Source organism: Streptomyces rubellomurinus (assembly GCF_000961885.1).
GTDB lineage: Bacteria > Actinomycetota > Actinomycetes > Streptomycetales > Streptomycetaceae > Kitasatospora > Kitasatospora rubellomurina.
In genome coordinates, this window is the sequence record NZ_JZKH01000058.1 from 13626 (window position 1) to 26531 (window position 12906).

Sequence of the window (12906 nt, forward strand, 5' to 3'; positions counted from 1 at the left end):
ACCCGAAGGAGCCGACCATGACCGAAACCCTGCCCGCGGACGTCCAGCGCGAGATCGCCCTGGTCCTCGGGGTGGCGCCCGTCGCCGACCCCGCGAAGGAGGCCGAACGCCGGGTCGCCTTCCTCGCCGACCAGCTGCGGGCCTCGGGCTCGCGCACCCTGGTGCTGGGCATCAGCGGCGGGGTGGACTCCACCACCACCGGGCGGCTGTGCCAGCTCGCCGTCGAGCGGCTGCGCGCCGAGGGGTACCAGGCGTCCTTCACCGCGATGCGGCTGCCCTACGGCGTCCAGGCGGACGAGGCGGACGCCCAGCGCGCCCTCGAGTTCATCCGGGCCGACGAGCTGCTGACCGTCGACGTCAAGCCGGCGACCGACGCGGCCTTCGACGCCCTGCTGGCCGCCGGGCTCACCTTCCGCGACCACGCCCACGAGGACTTCGTGCGCGGCAACGTCAAGGCCCGCCAGCGGATGGTGGTCCAGTACGCGGCCGCCGGCGCCGCCGGCGGCCTGGTCGTCGGCACCGACCACGCGGCCGAGGCGGCCGTCGGCTTCTTCACCAAGTTCGGCGACGGCGCGGCCGACGTGATGCCGCTCTCCGGCCTGACGAAGCGTCAGGTCCGCGCGGTGGCCGCTCACTTGGGGGCGCCCGAGGAGCTGGTCGGCAAGGTCCCCACCGCGGACCTGGAGAACCTCGCCCCCGGGAAGCCCGACGAGGACGCCCTCGGCGTCGAGTACAACGACCTGGACGACTTCCTGGAGGGCCGCCCGGTCAGCGAGCAGGTCTTCGAGACCGTCCTCGGCCACTACCGCCGCACCGAGCACAAGCGGGCCCTGCCGGTCACCCCGGGCCTCGCGTGACCGACCCGGACGCCCGAGCGGGCCGCGCCGCCGGCGCCGTCCTCGGCGCGGCGGTGGGCGACGCCCTCGGCGCGCCCTACGAGTTCGGCCCGGCCGGTGCCTTCACGGCCGGGCCCGGCGAGCCGGTCGCGGGCGGCGGCTGGGAGCGCGGCGAGGCCACCGACGACACCCAGATGGCCGTGCTGGTCGCCGAATCGCTGCTGGAGCGAGGGGAGTTGGACCTTCCCGACATCTTCGACCGGTTCCGCCGGTGGGCCGCCGCCGACCCCAAGGACATCGGCATCCAGACCGAGGACGTCCTCACCAACGGCATGCCCTGGGACCTCGCGGCCGCTGTCCACTTCAACACCACGCTGCGCGCCGCCGGCAACGGCGCCCTGATGCGCGCCGCCACCTCCGCCGTCGCCTTCGCCGGGGCCGGACGGCGGGCCACCATGGACGCCGCCCGCCGGATCGCCGCCCTCACCCACGGCGACCGGGCCGCCTGGGAGGGCACGGCGATCTTCCACGAGCTGGTCCGCCTCGCCCTCGACGGCGCCGACCCGCTCGCCGCGATCCCCGCCACCCTCGCCGAGATCCACCCCGACCACCGCGAGCGCTACGCGACCGTCCTCGCCCCCGACTGGCACCCCGACCGGGCCACCGAGGCCAACGGGGCCGTCTGGCCGTGCCTCGGCTCCGCCGTCTGGGCGCTGCGCACCACCGGCGACTACCGCTCGGCCGTCCACGCCGCGATCGACCTCGGCGGCGACACCGACACGGTGGCCGCCGTCACCGGAGGCCTGGCCGGTGCCCGGTACGGCCTGGCGGCGATCCCGGAGAGCTGGCTGGAGCCGCTGCACGTACCGCTGCCGGGCTTCGGCGGTCGGGTCCTGCGGGTGGCCGAACTGCTGGCGATGGCCGAGGAGTTGGCCGCCGGGATCAGAGAGTCGTGATCGCCGGGATGACCACCCCGGCGGGCAGCACCACGGTGGCGAAGAAGGCACCCAGCATCGCGTAGCGCCAGCGGCGCTGGACGGTCGAACCCCGGCCCGCGACGGCCAGGCCGACCAAGGTCATGAACAGCACGAGGCCGACGAGGGCGCACGTCTGCTTCATCGCCGCGTGGTGTTCGTCGGGGGTCTGCTGTCCCGCCCATCGCCAGATCCGGCTGAGCAGGAAGGCGCCGGCGATCGCCGCGAGCGTGCCGAAGGTCACGCCACCGGCGGCATCGCCGGACTCCCGGCCCCGCCCCTTGCTCCCCGCTTCGGCCTCTGCCATCGCACAGCCCCCCGCCGTCCGACCTTTCCTGCCGCTCGCTACGGTACCCGTGATCGGTATCGACTCCGAAGGGGGAGCAGGCGTGGACGAGGTGACGACGCGTCCGGTGGCGCGGGTGGTCGGCGGGCGCACGGAGGTGCGGGACGACGACTGGGGCGGTGTCGAGGCGGTGATCCGGCTGGACGGCGAGCGGTTCACCGAGGAGGCGCTGTACGGCCTGGCGGACTTCTCGCACCTGGAGGTGGTCTACCACTTCGACCGCGTCCCGGAGGAGAAGATCGAGACCGGCGCCCGGCACCCGCGCGGGAACGCCGACTGGCCGCTGGTCGGCATCTTCGCCCAGCGCGGCAAGAACCGCCCGAACCGGCTCGGCGTCTCCCGCTGCGCGCTGGTCCGGGTGGACGGGCTGGACGTGCACGTCACCGGCCTGGACGCGGTGGACGGCACGCCGGTGCTGGACCTCAAGCCCTACCTGGCCGAGTTCGGCCCGCGCGGCGAGGTGCGCCAGCCGGAGTGGTCGGTCGAGCTGATGCGCGCGTACTACGAGCGCGAGTCGGACGGCTGAGCCGGGCGGCGGCCCGTGCGCGGCCCGTACGTGGCCCGTGCGCGGCCCGTGCGCGGCTCAGCCGCCCGGTGGCCCGTCACCCGGCCCAGCGGGAACGATTCGTCACTCCCCGTCGCCGTCCGCGTCCGGGGCCGCGCTCGGCGCGCCGCCGCCCTTGATGTTGAGCTTGGCCTCGGCCGTGGTCCAGTCCGTGGCGATCGCGCTCTGGACCTGGGCCAGGGTCACCTGCCCCTTGCAGAGCGCGGTGTGCAGGTGGGTCTCCACCGAGTCCTTGGGGTTGTTGGGCCCCTTGCCCGGCACGTGGTCGGGGGACGGCGGCTGGACCCACAGGTTGCGCGGGTCGTTCGGGTCGCCGCCGAGCTGCAGGCTGATCAGGTGGTCGTACTCGGAGTCGCCCATCGGCCCGCTGTAGCCGTACGACTTGGCGTTCTCGGCCTTCTCCTTGCCGGTGATGTTCGCCGGCGGCCGGACGGTCGAGGTGTAGCCGCCCTGCTTGCAGATGGTGTCCTTGAGGTTGGCCTGGGTGACGGCCGGGCTGATCGCGCCCGGGGTGCACTTCGGGTCGGGCAGCGGCTGCTTGTCGGCCGTGTAGCGGTAGTGGCAGCTGCCGGCCGCGGGCTGCGGCTGGGCGTCGTACGAGCTCTTCGGGCCGGGACCGGTCGCGATGTTCGCCGGGGCGGCGGCGTCCCCGGCGGGCGCGGCCGCCGCGCTGTGGTTGCTCTCCTTGCCGTCGGCCGGCTTGGCGGTGTGGCCTCCGCCGGACGAGCAGCCTGCGGCGGCGGCGAGCAGCACGGCCGCGGCCATGGCCAGGGCACCTCGGGCGGGAGCCTGCACGGGAGTTCCTCCAGGTCGTTGCGGTGGGACGGGCGGCCGCCTGGTGGATTTGTCGGTGGCCGCGCCAGCGGACACTACCGTGCGGACAGGGCCGAAGGAGTGACGCCGCGTCCGGCGCGGGAAGGGCCCGACCGGCGCGCGGAATCGTTTCGGCACGAACCCCCGTTCTCGCCCGCGGGCCCCCGTGCCGGCGCCGTGACCGGCGCCACACCCGCCCGAGGGGCGCGGCACCGGCGTGTCGGACGGGCCGTCAACGGGACCAGGGCGGGCCCGATCGGCGCCCCCGCCGGCTCAGCGGTACGGCGCCGGGTCGAGCGGCCCGTCCGCGCCCTGCGCGTCGACCAGGTAGCGCCAGCAGTCCGGCCGGCTGCCGTCCCGGTCGGTGAAGCCGTACTCCCGGGCCAGCTGCCCGCTGGACAGCGAGGTGCCGTTCCACCGGGCCACCTCCGGGTCGGCGGCCAGCGCCGCGACCGCCCGGCCGACGTAGAACGGCGACTCCGAGATGCCGAACGCCGGCTCCGCGGCCAGCGCGTCGCGCCAGTTCCCCTCCGCGACGCCGAAGTGCTCCAGCATCATCTCGGAGCGCATCCACCCGGGCGTGAGCGCCACCGCGGTGGCGCCGCGCGAGCCCAGCTCGTGGCCGAGCGAGAAGGCCATCCGCAGCACCGAGCTCTTCGCCAGGTCGTAGAAGAAGGAGTTGCGGTAGGTGCCGCGGTTGTACTCCTCGGTGCCGTCGGTCATCTCCACCACCAGCCCGCCCGGGTGCTTGAGCAGCAGCGGGAGGGCGTGGTGGTTGGTGATCGCGTGCGTCTCAACGGCCAGGCGCAGCAGCCGCAGGCCGTCGTCGAGGTCGTGCTCCCACACCGGGACGTCCCAGCCGAACAGCTTCTCGCCGCCCCAGATGTCGTTCACCAGGACGTCCAGCTGGCCCTGCTCGGCCTCGATCCGGGCGACCAGGGCCGCCACCTGTTCCGGTACCAGGTGGTCGGTGGGGACGGCGACGCCCCGGCCGCCGGCGGCGGTGACCAGGTCGGCGGTGTCCTCGATGGTCTCCGGGCGGTCGTACTCCGAGCGCCGGAGCCGGGTGCTGCGCCCGGTCACGTAGACCGTCGCCCCGGCCGCGCCGAGCTCGACCGCGATGCCCCGCCCGGCACCTCTCGTCCCGCCCGCGACCAGCGCGACCCTGCCCTCCAGCGCGCCGTTCACCCCATCGCTCGGTGCCCCTGCCACTGCGGCCTCCCTGATCCTCGACGTCCGGGTACGACTGTGCCGACGCCCGTGGAACGGACGTCGGCACCAGCGAAGCACAGGGGTCTGACAACGGGGCTCGACCGGCGGATCAGCCGCTCAGCCGCTCAGCGGCTCAGCGGCTCAGCGGCTGAGCGGCTGACGGGCCGGGCCCCCGGCGGCGTCAGTGCGCGGCCTTCGCCTCCTTGGCGGCCTTCTCGGCGGCCTCCTTCTCGTGCTTGGCCTTGATCCGGACGGCCTCCTTGCGGACGTCGACCTGGTTGGCGCGCTCGTGCTGGAGCCAGAGCGGGTTCTCGGCCTTGATCGCCTCGATCTGCTCGGTGGTGAGCGCCTCGGTCACGCCGCCACGGGCGAGGCCGGAGATGGAGATGCCGAGCTTGGCGGCGACCACCGGGCGCGGGTGCGGACCGTTCTGGCGCAGCTCCTGGAGCCACTGCGGCGGCTCGGCCTGCAGCGCGTTCAGCTCCTCGCGGGAGACCACGCCCTCCTGGAAGTCGGTCGGCGCCGCGGCGAGGTAGATCCCCAGCTTCTTGGCCGCCGTGGCCGGCTTCATGGTCTGGCTGGTCTTCTGCTTGAGCGATGTCATACCGACAAGGGTAAGGGAGCGGACGGGCGCCCACGGTCACGGTCGGTAGCCTTGCCCTGTGACAGACATGCAGGTGAACCCGTCGTTCCGGCTCGCGTACGTCCCGGGCGTGACGCCCGGCAAATGGGCCCGGGTCTGGGGCGAACGCCTCCCGGACGTGCCGCTGGAGCTGATCGCCGTCCCGTCGCCGGAGGGCGAGCGGACGGTGCGCGAGGGCGGCGCGGACGCCGGGCTGGTCCGGCTGCCGGTCGACAAGGACGTGCTCAGCGCGATCCCGCTGTACACCGAGACCACCGTCGTGGTGTTCCCCAAGGACCACTGGCTGGCCGCCGCCGAGGAGGTCGCGCTCGGCGACCTCGCCGACGACGTGGTCTTCCACCCGCTGGACGACACCCTCGGGTTCACCGCAGAGACCCTGCCCGGGCGCCCGGCGATCGAGCGCCCGGCGACCACCGAGGACGCGATCGAACTGGTGGCGGCCAACGTCGGCGTGCTGCTGGTGCCGCAGTCGCTGGCCCGGCTGCACCACCGCCGGGACCTCACCTTCCGGCCGGTCGTCGAGGCGCCGCAGTCGCAGGTGGCGCTGTCCTGGCCGCAGGAGCAGACCACCGACCTGGTGGAGGAGTTCATCGGGATCGTCCGCGGCCGCACGGTCAACAGCTCCCGCGGGCGCGGCGCCCAGGCCCCGGCGGCCCCGGCGAAGAAGGCCGAGCCGCAGCGCAAGCCCCAGCAGCAGAAGTCGCCGCAGCAGAAGCCCGGGCAGCCGAGGAAGTCCCAGCCGCAGAAGGGCGGATCGGCGAAGGGCGGCGCCCCGAAGGCCCGGGGCGCCGGCGCCGCCGCCCGTCGCGGCAAGCCCAAGCGCCGCCCGTAGCGTAGCCTCGTGCCCCGTTCTGACCACTCTGCCGACCTTCGGGAGGAGCGGGGCCATGTGGCACGACCTGGTGATCGTCCAGATTCCGATCGTGGAGAAGATCGTCCGCACGATCGCGGTCTACGCGCTGATCGTGATCCTGTTCCGGCTGGCCGGGAAACGCGGGCTGGCCGGGCTGAACACCTTCGACATGGTGGTCGTGTTCCTGCTCTCCAACGTGGTGCAGAACGCGATCATCGGGAACGACAACAGCCTGTTCGGCGGCGCGATCGGGGCGGTCACGCTGATCGCGGTGAACTCCGCCGTCACCCGCTGGCTGGCCCGTGATCCGCGGGCCGCCCGGATCCTGGAGGGCACGGCGACCACCGTGGTGCGGGACGGCAAGCTGGTGCCCGGCGCGCTGCGGGAGCTGGCGCTGCGCCCGTCCGAGCTGGAGCACGCGATCCGGATGCAGAACGGCGACAACGTGAGCGACGTGGCGCGGGCCCGGCTGGAGCCGGACGGGCAGCTGCTGGTCACCCTGAAGGCGGGCGAGCAGGGCGCCACCCGGGCCGACGTCGAGGAGCTGCGGCAGCGGCTGGAGTCGATCGAGCGGCTGCTCGCCCAGGTCGTCGCCGACCGGCGCCCGCCGCACTGACGGTACGTCAACTGCCGTTCATTGTACGGGCCATGGCGTCGCGGCGGGCGGTGAGGGCCGGGGCGGCGGCCAGGCCGACGCCGAGCGCGGCCGCGACCAGGTGACCGATGGTGGTGAAGTCCGGCAGCGGGCCCGGCCATTCGGCGTCGCCGCTGAGCGGCCAGCCGAACACGAAGACCGCCCACGGGAGTCGGGCCCAACGCGGCAGCGCCAGGACGGCGAACCCGAGGGCGGTCTGGGCGCCGTAGCTGATGCCGTAGTCGGACGCGTGCCGGACGCTCTCCGGGTACCAGCCCTGCCGCAGGGCGAACAGGATGACCAGCGCCGTGACGAGCGTCGCGCCGACGTGGCCGACGAGCAGCAGCAGGGCGGCGCGGCGCGTCCCGAAGCGGCGCTCGGCCCAGGCCAGGCTGACGCAGATGCCGAGGCCGAAGGTGATCAGGGTGCCGCCGAAGGCGGTGGACAGCACGTCGGTCAGGGTGCCGTCGTAGAGCAGGGCGCTGCCGAACAGGGCGGTGAGCGGGTGGTCGTCGAGGTTGTCCAGGTTGGTGCTGATGTACTGCCGGAGGGCGTCGGCCCGGTCGGCCGGGAGCCAGTCCTCGACCCAGACGTGCCCGAGCAGGAGCAGCCCCACGTACGCGAGGGTCAGCGGCGAACGGCGCGGGTACGCCCGGAGGGTGCGCAGCACCCCGTGCCGGGGGCGTGCTGGGGCGGGTGGGTTCATGCCCGGCACGCTACCGGGTGGGGATCGTCCCGCGGCCCGGTGCGCCGTTGATGTGGCGGAGCGGTCAGCGGTCAGCGGACCCGGTGGGCGAGGGTGGCGGTGAACGGGCGGGGCGTGAGCGCGGAGCTGCGGGCCGGGCGGATCCGCCGGCCGGGGGTGGGGGTGACCGTCCAGCGGGAGGCGATGGTGGCGAGGGCCAGGCAGGCCTCGGCGGTGCCGAAGGCGTCGCCGATGCAGCGGCGGGCGCCGAGACCGAACGGGATGTAGGTGCCGGGGGCGGGCCGGGTGGTGGTGAGCCAGCGGTCCGGGTCGAAGCGGTCCGGGCAGGGGTAGAGGTCGGCCCGGCGGTGCAGCAGGTACGGGCTGAACAGGACGGTGGCGCCGGCCGGCAGGGAGCGGCCGGCGAGTTCGGTGGCGGTGGTGACGGTGCGGCTGAGCAGCCAGGCGACCGGGTAGAGCCGCAGCGTCTCCTGGACGATCCGGGCGGTCAGCGGCAGCTTGGGCAGGTCGTCGTGCCGGGCCGGGCGGCCGTCCAGGACGGTGTCGAGCTCGCCGTGCAGCCGGTCGCGGACGGACGGGTTGGCGGCGAGCAGCGTCCAGGCCCAGGAGAGCGTGGCGGCGGTGGTCTCCATCCCGGCGAGCAGGAAGGTGACCACCTGGTCGTGGATCTCGGCGTCGGACAGGCCCCGCCCCTCCTCGTCGAGGGCGCCGAGCAGCGTGGAGAGCAGGTCGTTGCGGTCGGTGCCGGCGGCGCGGTACTCGGCGATCAGCCGGCGGGTGATCTCCAGCAGGTCCTGCCGGGCGCGCCGGAAGCGGCGGTTGCCGGGGGTGGGGAGCCGGTCGACGCCGGGCAGCGGCAGCATGATCCGGCGGGCGACGCCGCGGGTGACCTCGTCCATGCAGGCGTGCACGGGCAGCGAGCCGGCCCGCTCGTGCGCGGCGAACAGGCAGCGGGCGGTGACGGCGGTGGTGAGCCGGTACATCGCGGCGGGCACGTCGATCACGTCGCCGTCGCTCCAGGGGGCGGTGGTGCCGGCGATCTCCTCGGCCATCATCGCGGCGTAGCCGGGCAGCCGGTCGCGGTGGAAGGCGGGCTGCAGCAGGCGGCGCTGGCGGCGGTGGGCGGAGGCGGGGCAGGTGGCCAGGCCGTCGCCGAAGGCCTCGCGGGCCTTGTCGAGGATGATCCCGCCCTTGTCGAAGGTGCGGTCCTCGGTGAGCAGTTTGCGCACCAGCTCGGGGTGGCAGACGACGTACGCGTCGAGTGGGCCGAGCCGCAGCCGGACCAGGTCGCCGTGCGCGGCGAGGCCGGCCGTGAAGGTGAGCGGGCTGCGGACGAAGGCGGGGGCGTGGCCGAGGAGCGGGAGCGCGCCGGGAGCGGTGACGGCGGTGTAGCGCGGGGCGGTCGGGGTGTACGGGGCGGTCACGGGCGGCACCTCGGGATGGGTGGGAGGATCGGGATCGTTCGTGATCCTGTTCCGGGGCATTTCCCGCCGACCGGTCCCGAAACGGTGCCCGACCGGCGGGAGGAGTGAACGCGGGGGCGCACGACGAACGCCCGTGCGCCCTTCGTGGCGCGGGCGGAGCCCGTAGACTGCGGAACTCGTGAGACTACCCGTCAGTAACTGGCAGGGAAGGGGAGTTCGGATGACCGACGAGCGGATCGGCGAGGGGTCTGCTGGGCAGGCGGGCGAGCGGGTCCACGCCTTCACGGACGACGCGCTCGGCACCCACGACGCGGTGGCGCTGGCCGCCCTGGTGCGCGACGGAGAGGTCAACCCCCGGGAGCTGGTCGCGGCCGCCGCCGCCCGTGCCGCCCGGATCGACGGCGCGCTCGCGCCCGTCGCGTACGCCTCGTACGACCGGCCGCGGATCAGCCGCGCGGGCGTCGGCGGCCCGCTCTGGGGCGTGCCGACCTACCTCAAGGACAACGTCGACCTGCGCGGCCTGCCCACCGCCATGGGCAGCGAGGCCTTCCGCGCCCGGCCGGCCCGGCGCAACGCCCCCTTCGCCGACCAACTCCTCGCCTCCGGCCTCGCCGTGCTCGGCAAGACCCGGCTGCCCGAGTTCGGCCTGAACGCCTCCACCGAGTTCGCCGCCGCCCCGCCCGTGCGCAACCCCTGGCGGCCCTCCCACTCGGCCGGCGCCTCCTCCGGCGGCGCGGCCGCCCTGGTCGCCGCCGGCGTGGTGCCGATCGCGCACGCCAACGACGGCGGCGGGTCCATCCGCATCCCGGCCGCCTGCTGCGGGCTGGTCGGCCTCAAGCCCACCCGGGGGCGGCTGGTCGGCAACGCCCAGGGCGGCAAACTGCCGATCGACCTGGTCACCGACGGCGTGCTCACCCGCACCGTCCGGGACACCGCCGCGTTCTTCGCCGCCGCCGAACTCCACCACCGCAACCCGAAGCTGCCGCCGCTCGGCCTGGTCGAGGGGCCGCCCGCGCGGCCCCTGCGGATCGGCCTGGTGGTGGACTCGCCGATCGCCAAGACCGACGAGCCGACCCGCCGCGTCGTCGAGGAGACCGCCGCCCGGCTGGAGGCCATGGGCCACCGGGTCGAACCCGCCACCCTGCCGTTCGGCGAGGAGTTCTCCCGCGACTTCCTCTCCTACTGGGGCTACATCGCCTGGGTGATCGCGCTCACCGGCCCGGTGCTGCTCGACCCGAGCTTCCGCACCGGGCGGCTGGACGGCCTGACCACCGGCCTGCGCCGGCGCTTCCGGACCGAGTTCCGCCGCACCCCGGGCGTGCTGCGACGGCTGCGCCGCGCCGAGGAGGTGTACGCGGGCATCTTCCGCGACCACGACGTGATCCTCTCCCCGGTGCTCGCCCACACCGTCCCGCCGATCGGCCACCTGAGCCCCAACGTGGCCTTCGAGGAACTGATCGAGCGGCTGCTGCGCTACGTCGCCTTCACCCCGGTCAACAACGTGACCGGCGGCCCCGGCCTCGCCCTGCCGGCCGGCGCGGAGCCGGGCGGACTGCCGGTCGGAGTGCACCTGTCGGCGGCGCACGGGCAGGAGCGGGTGCTGCTGGAGCTGGGCTTCGCCCTGGAGGCGGACCGCCCCTGGCGGCGCATCGAGGACTGAGCCGTACGCCGGTGCCGTCAACCGGGCCGCCCGGTCAGCCGAAGGCGACCGAGCGGGCCGCGTGGACCTCGTGGTGGAGGCGGGCGAGGGCGCAGTGCGGGCCGAGGACGTCCGGGGCGGGCTCGGGGGCCTCGCCGGTGCGCAGGGCTTCGGCGAGGCCCGCCAGTTCGCGGGTGACGGCGGCGACCTCGGCGGTGGTCGGCGCCGGCGCGCCGTGCTCGACCCGGACCCGGGTGGCGGTGGTGGTGTCCACGATCCGCTCGACCGCGATCACCAGCGGCCACCAGGCCTGCGCCCGGGCGCCGACCGGCGGCGGCTCGGTGAGCGCCCGCTGGAACTCGCCGCGCACCGCCGAGAGGTCCCGGTAGAGCCGCCGCCGGTAGCGGGCGCGGGCCGGCTCGTCGCGGCCGGGGGCGGTGGTGAAGGCCAGCGAGACGTACGAGGCGGTGTCCTGGACGGCGTCGGCCAGCCGGTCGCCGATCCGGGTGTGCCAGGACTCGGGCCACAGCAGGTAACCGGCCAGCAGGGCGATGCCGCAGCCGATCAGCGAGTCGTACAGGCGGGGCAGCACCAGGTGGAAGCCCTGGTGGTTGAGCAGGTCGGAGAGCAGCAGGATCACCGGGGTGATGGCCGCGGTCTGGAAGGCGTAGCCCTTCGCCGACAGGGCCGGGATCAGCGTGGCCAGCGCGGCCATCACCGGCACGTCCCACCAGCCGTGCGGCACCTCGGCCAGCACGGGGACGGCGAGCAGCAGCCCGGCCGCCGTGCCGAGGGCGCGCAGCACCGCCCGCGAGAAGACCGAGCCGAAGTCCGGCTTGAGCACGAAGGTGACGGTCAGCGAGACCCAGTAGGAGCGGGGCACCGCGATCACCGACACCAGCACCTGGGCGAGGCCGATGCACAGCGCCAGGCGCAGCCCGTACCGCCAGGACGCGCCGGACAGCAGCAGTGCCCGGACGGCCCGCCGGGCCCGCGGGCCGAGGCCGGCGGGGCGGCCGAGCCGGTCGTCGTGGGCGTACGGGTCGGGCTCGGGTTCGCGCACGACGGCGGCGGCGTGGCCGATCGCCTCCTCCAGGGCGCGGGTGGACGGGCCGGCGGGCGTGGGCAGCTCGGGCGGCGGGTGCCCGGGGTGCCCGTTCTCGACGGCGTCGGCCAGGGCGCGGACGGCGGCCGGGTAGGCGGGCGGCAGCGGGCCGAGGCCGGGCGGGCGCACGTGCGCGGCGGCCGCCCCCTCGACCACCGGGATCAGCGCGTTGAGCTGGGCGAGCAGCCGCACCAGGGTGGGGGAGCGGCCGTGCCGGCGGGCCCGGCGGGCGAGCAGCAGGTCGTAGGACTGGTCGAGCGACTGGGTGAGCGCCCGGCGGGTGGCCTCGTACCCGGGGGTGCCGGCGGCCTCCAGCAGGTCGGCGACGGCGCGGTAGCTGCCGGCCACCACCGCCCGCTCGGGGACGCCGCCGCGCAGCGGCCAGGCGAGCAGGGTGAGGGCGAGCACCACGCCGCCGCCGAGCAGCAGGAGCGCGGGCGGCAGCCACCAGGGGGAGGGCAGCGGCAGGCCGGCGCCGACGACCGTGTTGAGCAGCAGGAGCAGGCCGGAGACGGAGGCGACCGCGCCGATCGAGGAGATCATGCCGGAGACCAGGGCGATCGCGGTGAGCGCGGCGACGGCCGTCCAGCCGGCGCCGTGCACCCGGGCGCCGAGCAGCAGTCCGAGGGCGCCGAACAGTTGGGGCACGGCGATGTTGAACACCCGCATCCGGTAGGCGTCGGCGGTGTCCCCGATGACGCCGGACAGCGCGCCCATCGACACCAGCGCGCCGTAGCCGGGCCGGCCGGTGGCGGTGCCCACGGCGAGCGGGGCGGCGAGTGACACCGAGGCGCGGGCGACCGCGGCCCAGGGGACCGGCGCGGCGCGGGGCCGCAGGCTCTCGGTCAGCCAGGCGGGCGGGGCGAGCCGGGCGGTTCCTCGGTGGCGTGCCACAGTCCCAAGCTACGGCGGACGGCGGGCGGCGGCCTTCGGGGAAACGGGCGCGGGCGCGGGCAACGGGCTCCGGGACGCCTACCGTTCAGTTCTCCCGCGGTTATGTGGATTCCCGAAACATATTCGGGTTTATGTCCGGCGCCGAAACATAAACGGCCGGCGGGAGTCGTCGTGAACTGCGCGGATTTCCCGATCGGCTACCGGCCGGAAAGGGTTGACACCATTAGTTGGTCTAGTCCAACGTATGGAGGGCGTGCTCCGG

At 74.9% G+C, this 12906-nt stretch carries 13 protein-coding genes; 6 read left to right on the plus strand and 7 right to left on the minus strand.

Going from position 1 to position 12906, the window contains the following annotated elements:
- Positions 1 to 17 precede the first annotated feature (17 nt).
- Both nadE and VM95_RS24885 read left to right on the plus strand, forming a co-directional pair.
- The gene (nadE, locus tag VM95_RS24880) at positions 18 to 857 is read left to right on the plus strand and encodes an ammonia-dependent NAD(+) synthetase (RefSeq protein ID WP_045700388.1); all 840 of its coding nucleotides are present in this window, start codon (positions 18 to 20) and stop codon (positions 855 to 857) included.
- Complete coding sequence (locus tag VM95_RS24885) at positions 854 to 1792, plus strand: ADP-ribosylglycohydrolase family protein (RefSeq protein WP_045700391.1); 939 nt, start codon at positions 854 to 856, stop codon at positions 1790 to 1792. Before nadE ends, VM95_RS24885 begins: the two co-directional genes overlap by 4 nt.
- On the opposite strand, the gene VM95_RS44635 is transcribed toward VM95_RS24885, so the two are convergent.
- Complete coding sequence (locus VM95_RS44635; protein ID WP_045700393.1) at positions 1779 to 2117, minus strand: hypothetical protein; 339 nt, start codon at positions 2115 to 2117, stop codon at positions 1779 to 1781. The genes VM95_RS24885 and VM95_RS44635 overlap by 14 nt on opposite strands.
- 91 nt (positions 2118 to 2208) lie before the next feature.
- On the opposite strand from VM95_RS44635, the gene VM95_RS44640 reads away from it, so the two are divergent.
- Entirely contained in the window at positions 2209 to 2682 is a 474-nt protein-coding gene (locus VM95_RS44640) for an SAM-dependent methyltransferase (RefSeq protein WP_045700453.1), read from the plus strand.
- 102 nt (positions 2683 to 2784) lie between these two features.
- On the opposite strand, the gene VM95_RS24900 is transcribed toward VM95_RS44640, so the two are convergent.
- The 3 genes from VM95_RS24900 to VM95_RS24910 form a co-directional block, all read right to left on the minus strand.
- Positions 2785 to 3486 (minus strand): hypothetical protein, encoded by a 702-nt coding sequence (locus VM95_RS24900; protein ID WP_052706926.1) that lies wholly within the window; start codon positions 3484 to 3486, stop codon positions 2785 to 2787.
- A 321-nt stretch (positions 3487 to 3807) separates the two neighbouring features.
- Positions 3808 to 4746 (minus strand): SDR family oxidoreductase, encoded by a 939-nt coding sequence (locus VM95_RS24905; protein WP_425265354.1) that lies wholly within the window; start codon positions 4744 to 4746, stop codon positions 3808 to 3810.
- A 181-nt stretch (positions 4747 to 4927) separates the two neighbouring features.
- Positions 4928 to 5350 (minus strand): DUF5997 family protein, encoded by a 423-nt coding sequence (locus tag VM95_RS24910; RefSeq protein ID WP_045700397.1) that lies wholly within the window; start codon positions 5348 to 5350, stop codon positions 4928 to 4930.
- Positions 5351 to 5417: 67 nt separating this feature from the next.
- Here VM95_RS24910 and VM95_RS24915 point away from each other — a divergent pair, with 67 nt between their 5' ends.
- Complete coding sequence (locus tag VM95_RS24915; RefSeq protein ID WP_208615528.1) at positions 5418 to 6221, plus strand: LysR family substrate-binding domain-containing protein; 804 nt, start codon at positions 5418 to 5420, stop codon at positions 6219 to 6221.
- 55 nt (positions 6222 to 6276) lie between these two features.
- Complete coding sequence (locus tag VM95_RS24920; RefSeq protein WP_045700399.1) at positions 6277 to 6858, plus strand: DUF421 domain-containing protein; 582 nt, start codon at positions 6277 to 6279, stop codon at positions 6856 to 6858.
- 7 nt (positions 6859 to 6865) lie between these two features.
- Here the strand turns inward: VM95_RS24920 and VM95_RS24925 are convergent, their stop codons facing one another.
- Together VM95_RS24925 and VM95_RS24930 are read right to left on the minus strand one after the other, a co-directional pair.
- A complete protein-coding gene (locus VM95_RS24925) occupies positions 6866 to 7582 on the minus strand; it encodes a rhomboid-like protein (protein WP_157882194.1) in 717 nt (238 codons plus the stop codon).
- Positions 7583 to 7653: 71 nt separating this feature from the next.
- Positions 7654 to 9006, minus strand: a complete 1353-nt coding sequence (locus VM95_RS24930) for a cytochrome P450 (protein ID WP_045700401.1) — start codon at positions 9004 to 9006, stop codon at positions 7654 to 7656.
- A 220-nt stretch (positions 9007 to 9226) separates the two neighbouring features.
- Between VM95_RS24930 and VM95_RS24935 the strand changes: the two genes are divergently transcribed.
- A complete protein-coding gene (locus VM95_RS24935; RefSeq protein ID WP_045700403.1) occupies positions 9227 to 10666 on the plus strand; it encodes an amidase in 1440 nt (479 codons plus the stop codon).
- A 34-nt stretch (positions 10667 to 10700) separates the two neighbouring features.
- Here VM95_RS24935 and VM95_RS24940 read toward each other — a convergent pair whose 3' ends face one another.
- Positions 10701 to 12644 carry an FUSC family protein gene (locus VM95_RS24940; RefSeq protein WP_045700406.1) on the minus strand — a complete coding sequence of 648 codons (1944 nt, stop codon included), beginning with the start codon at positions 12642 to 12644 and terminating at the stop codon, positions 10701 to 10703.
- Positions 12645 to 12906: the final 262 nt, after the last annotated feature.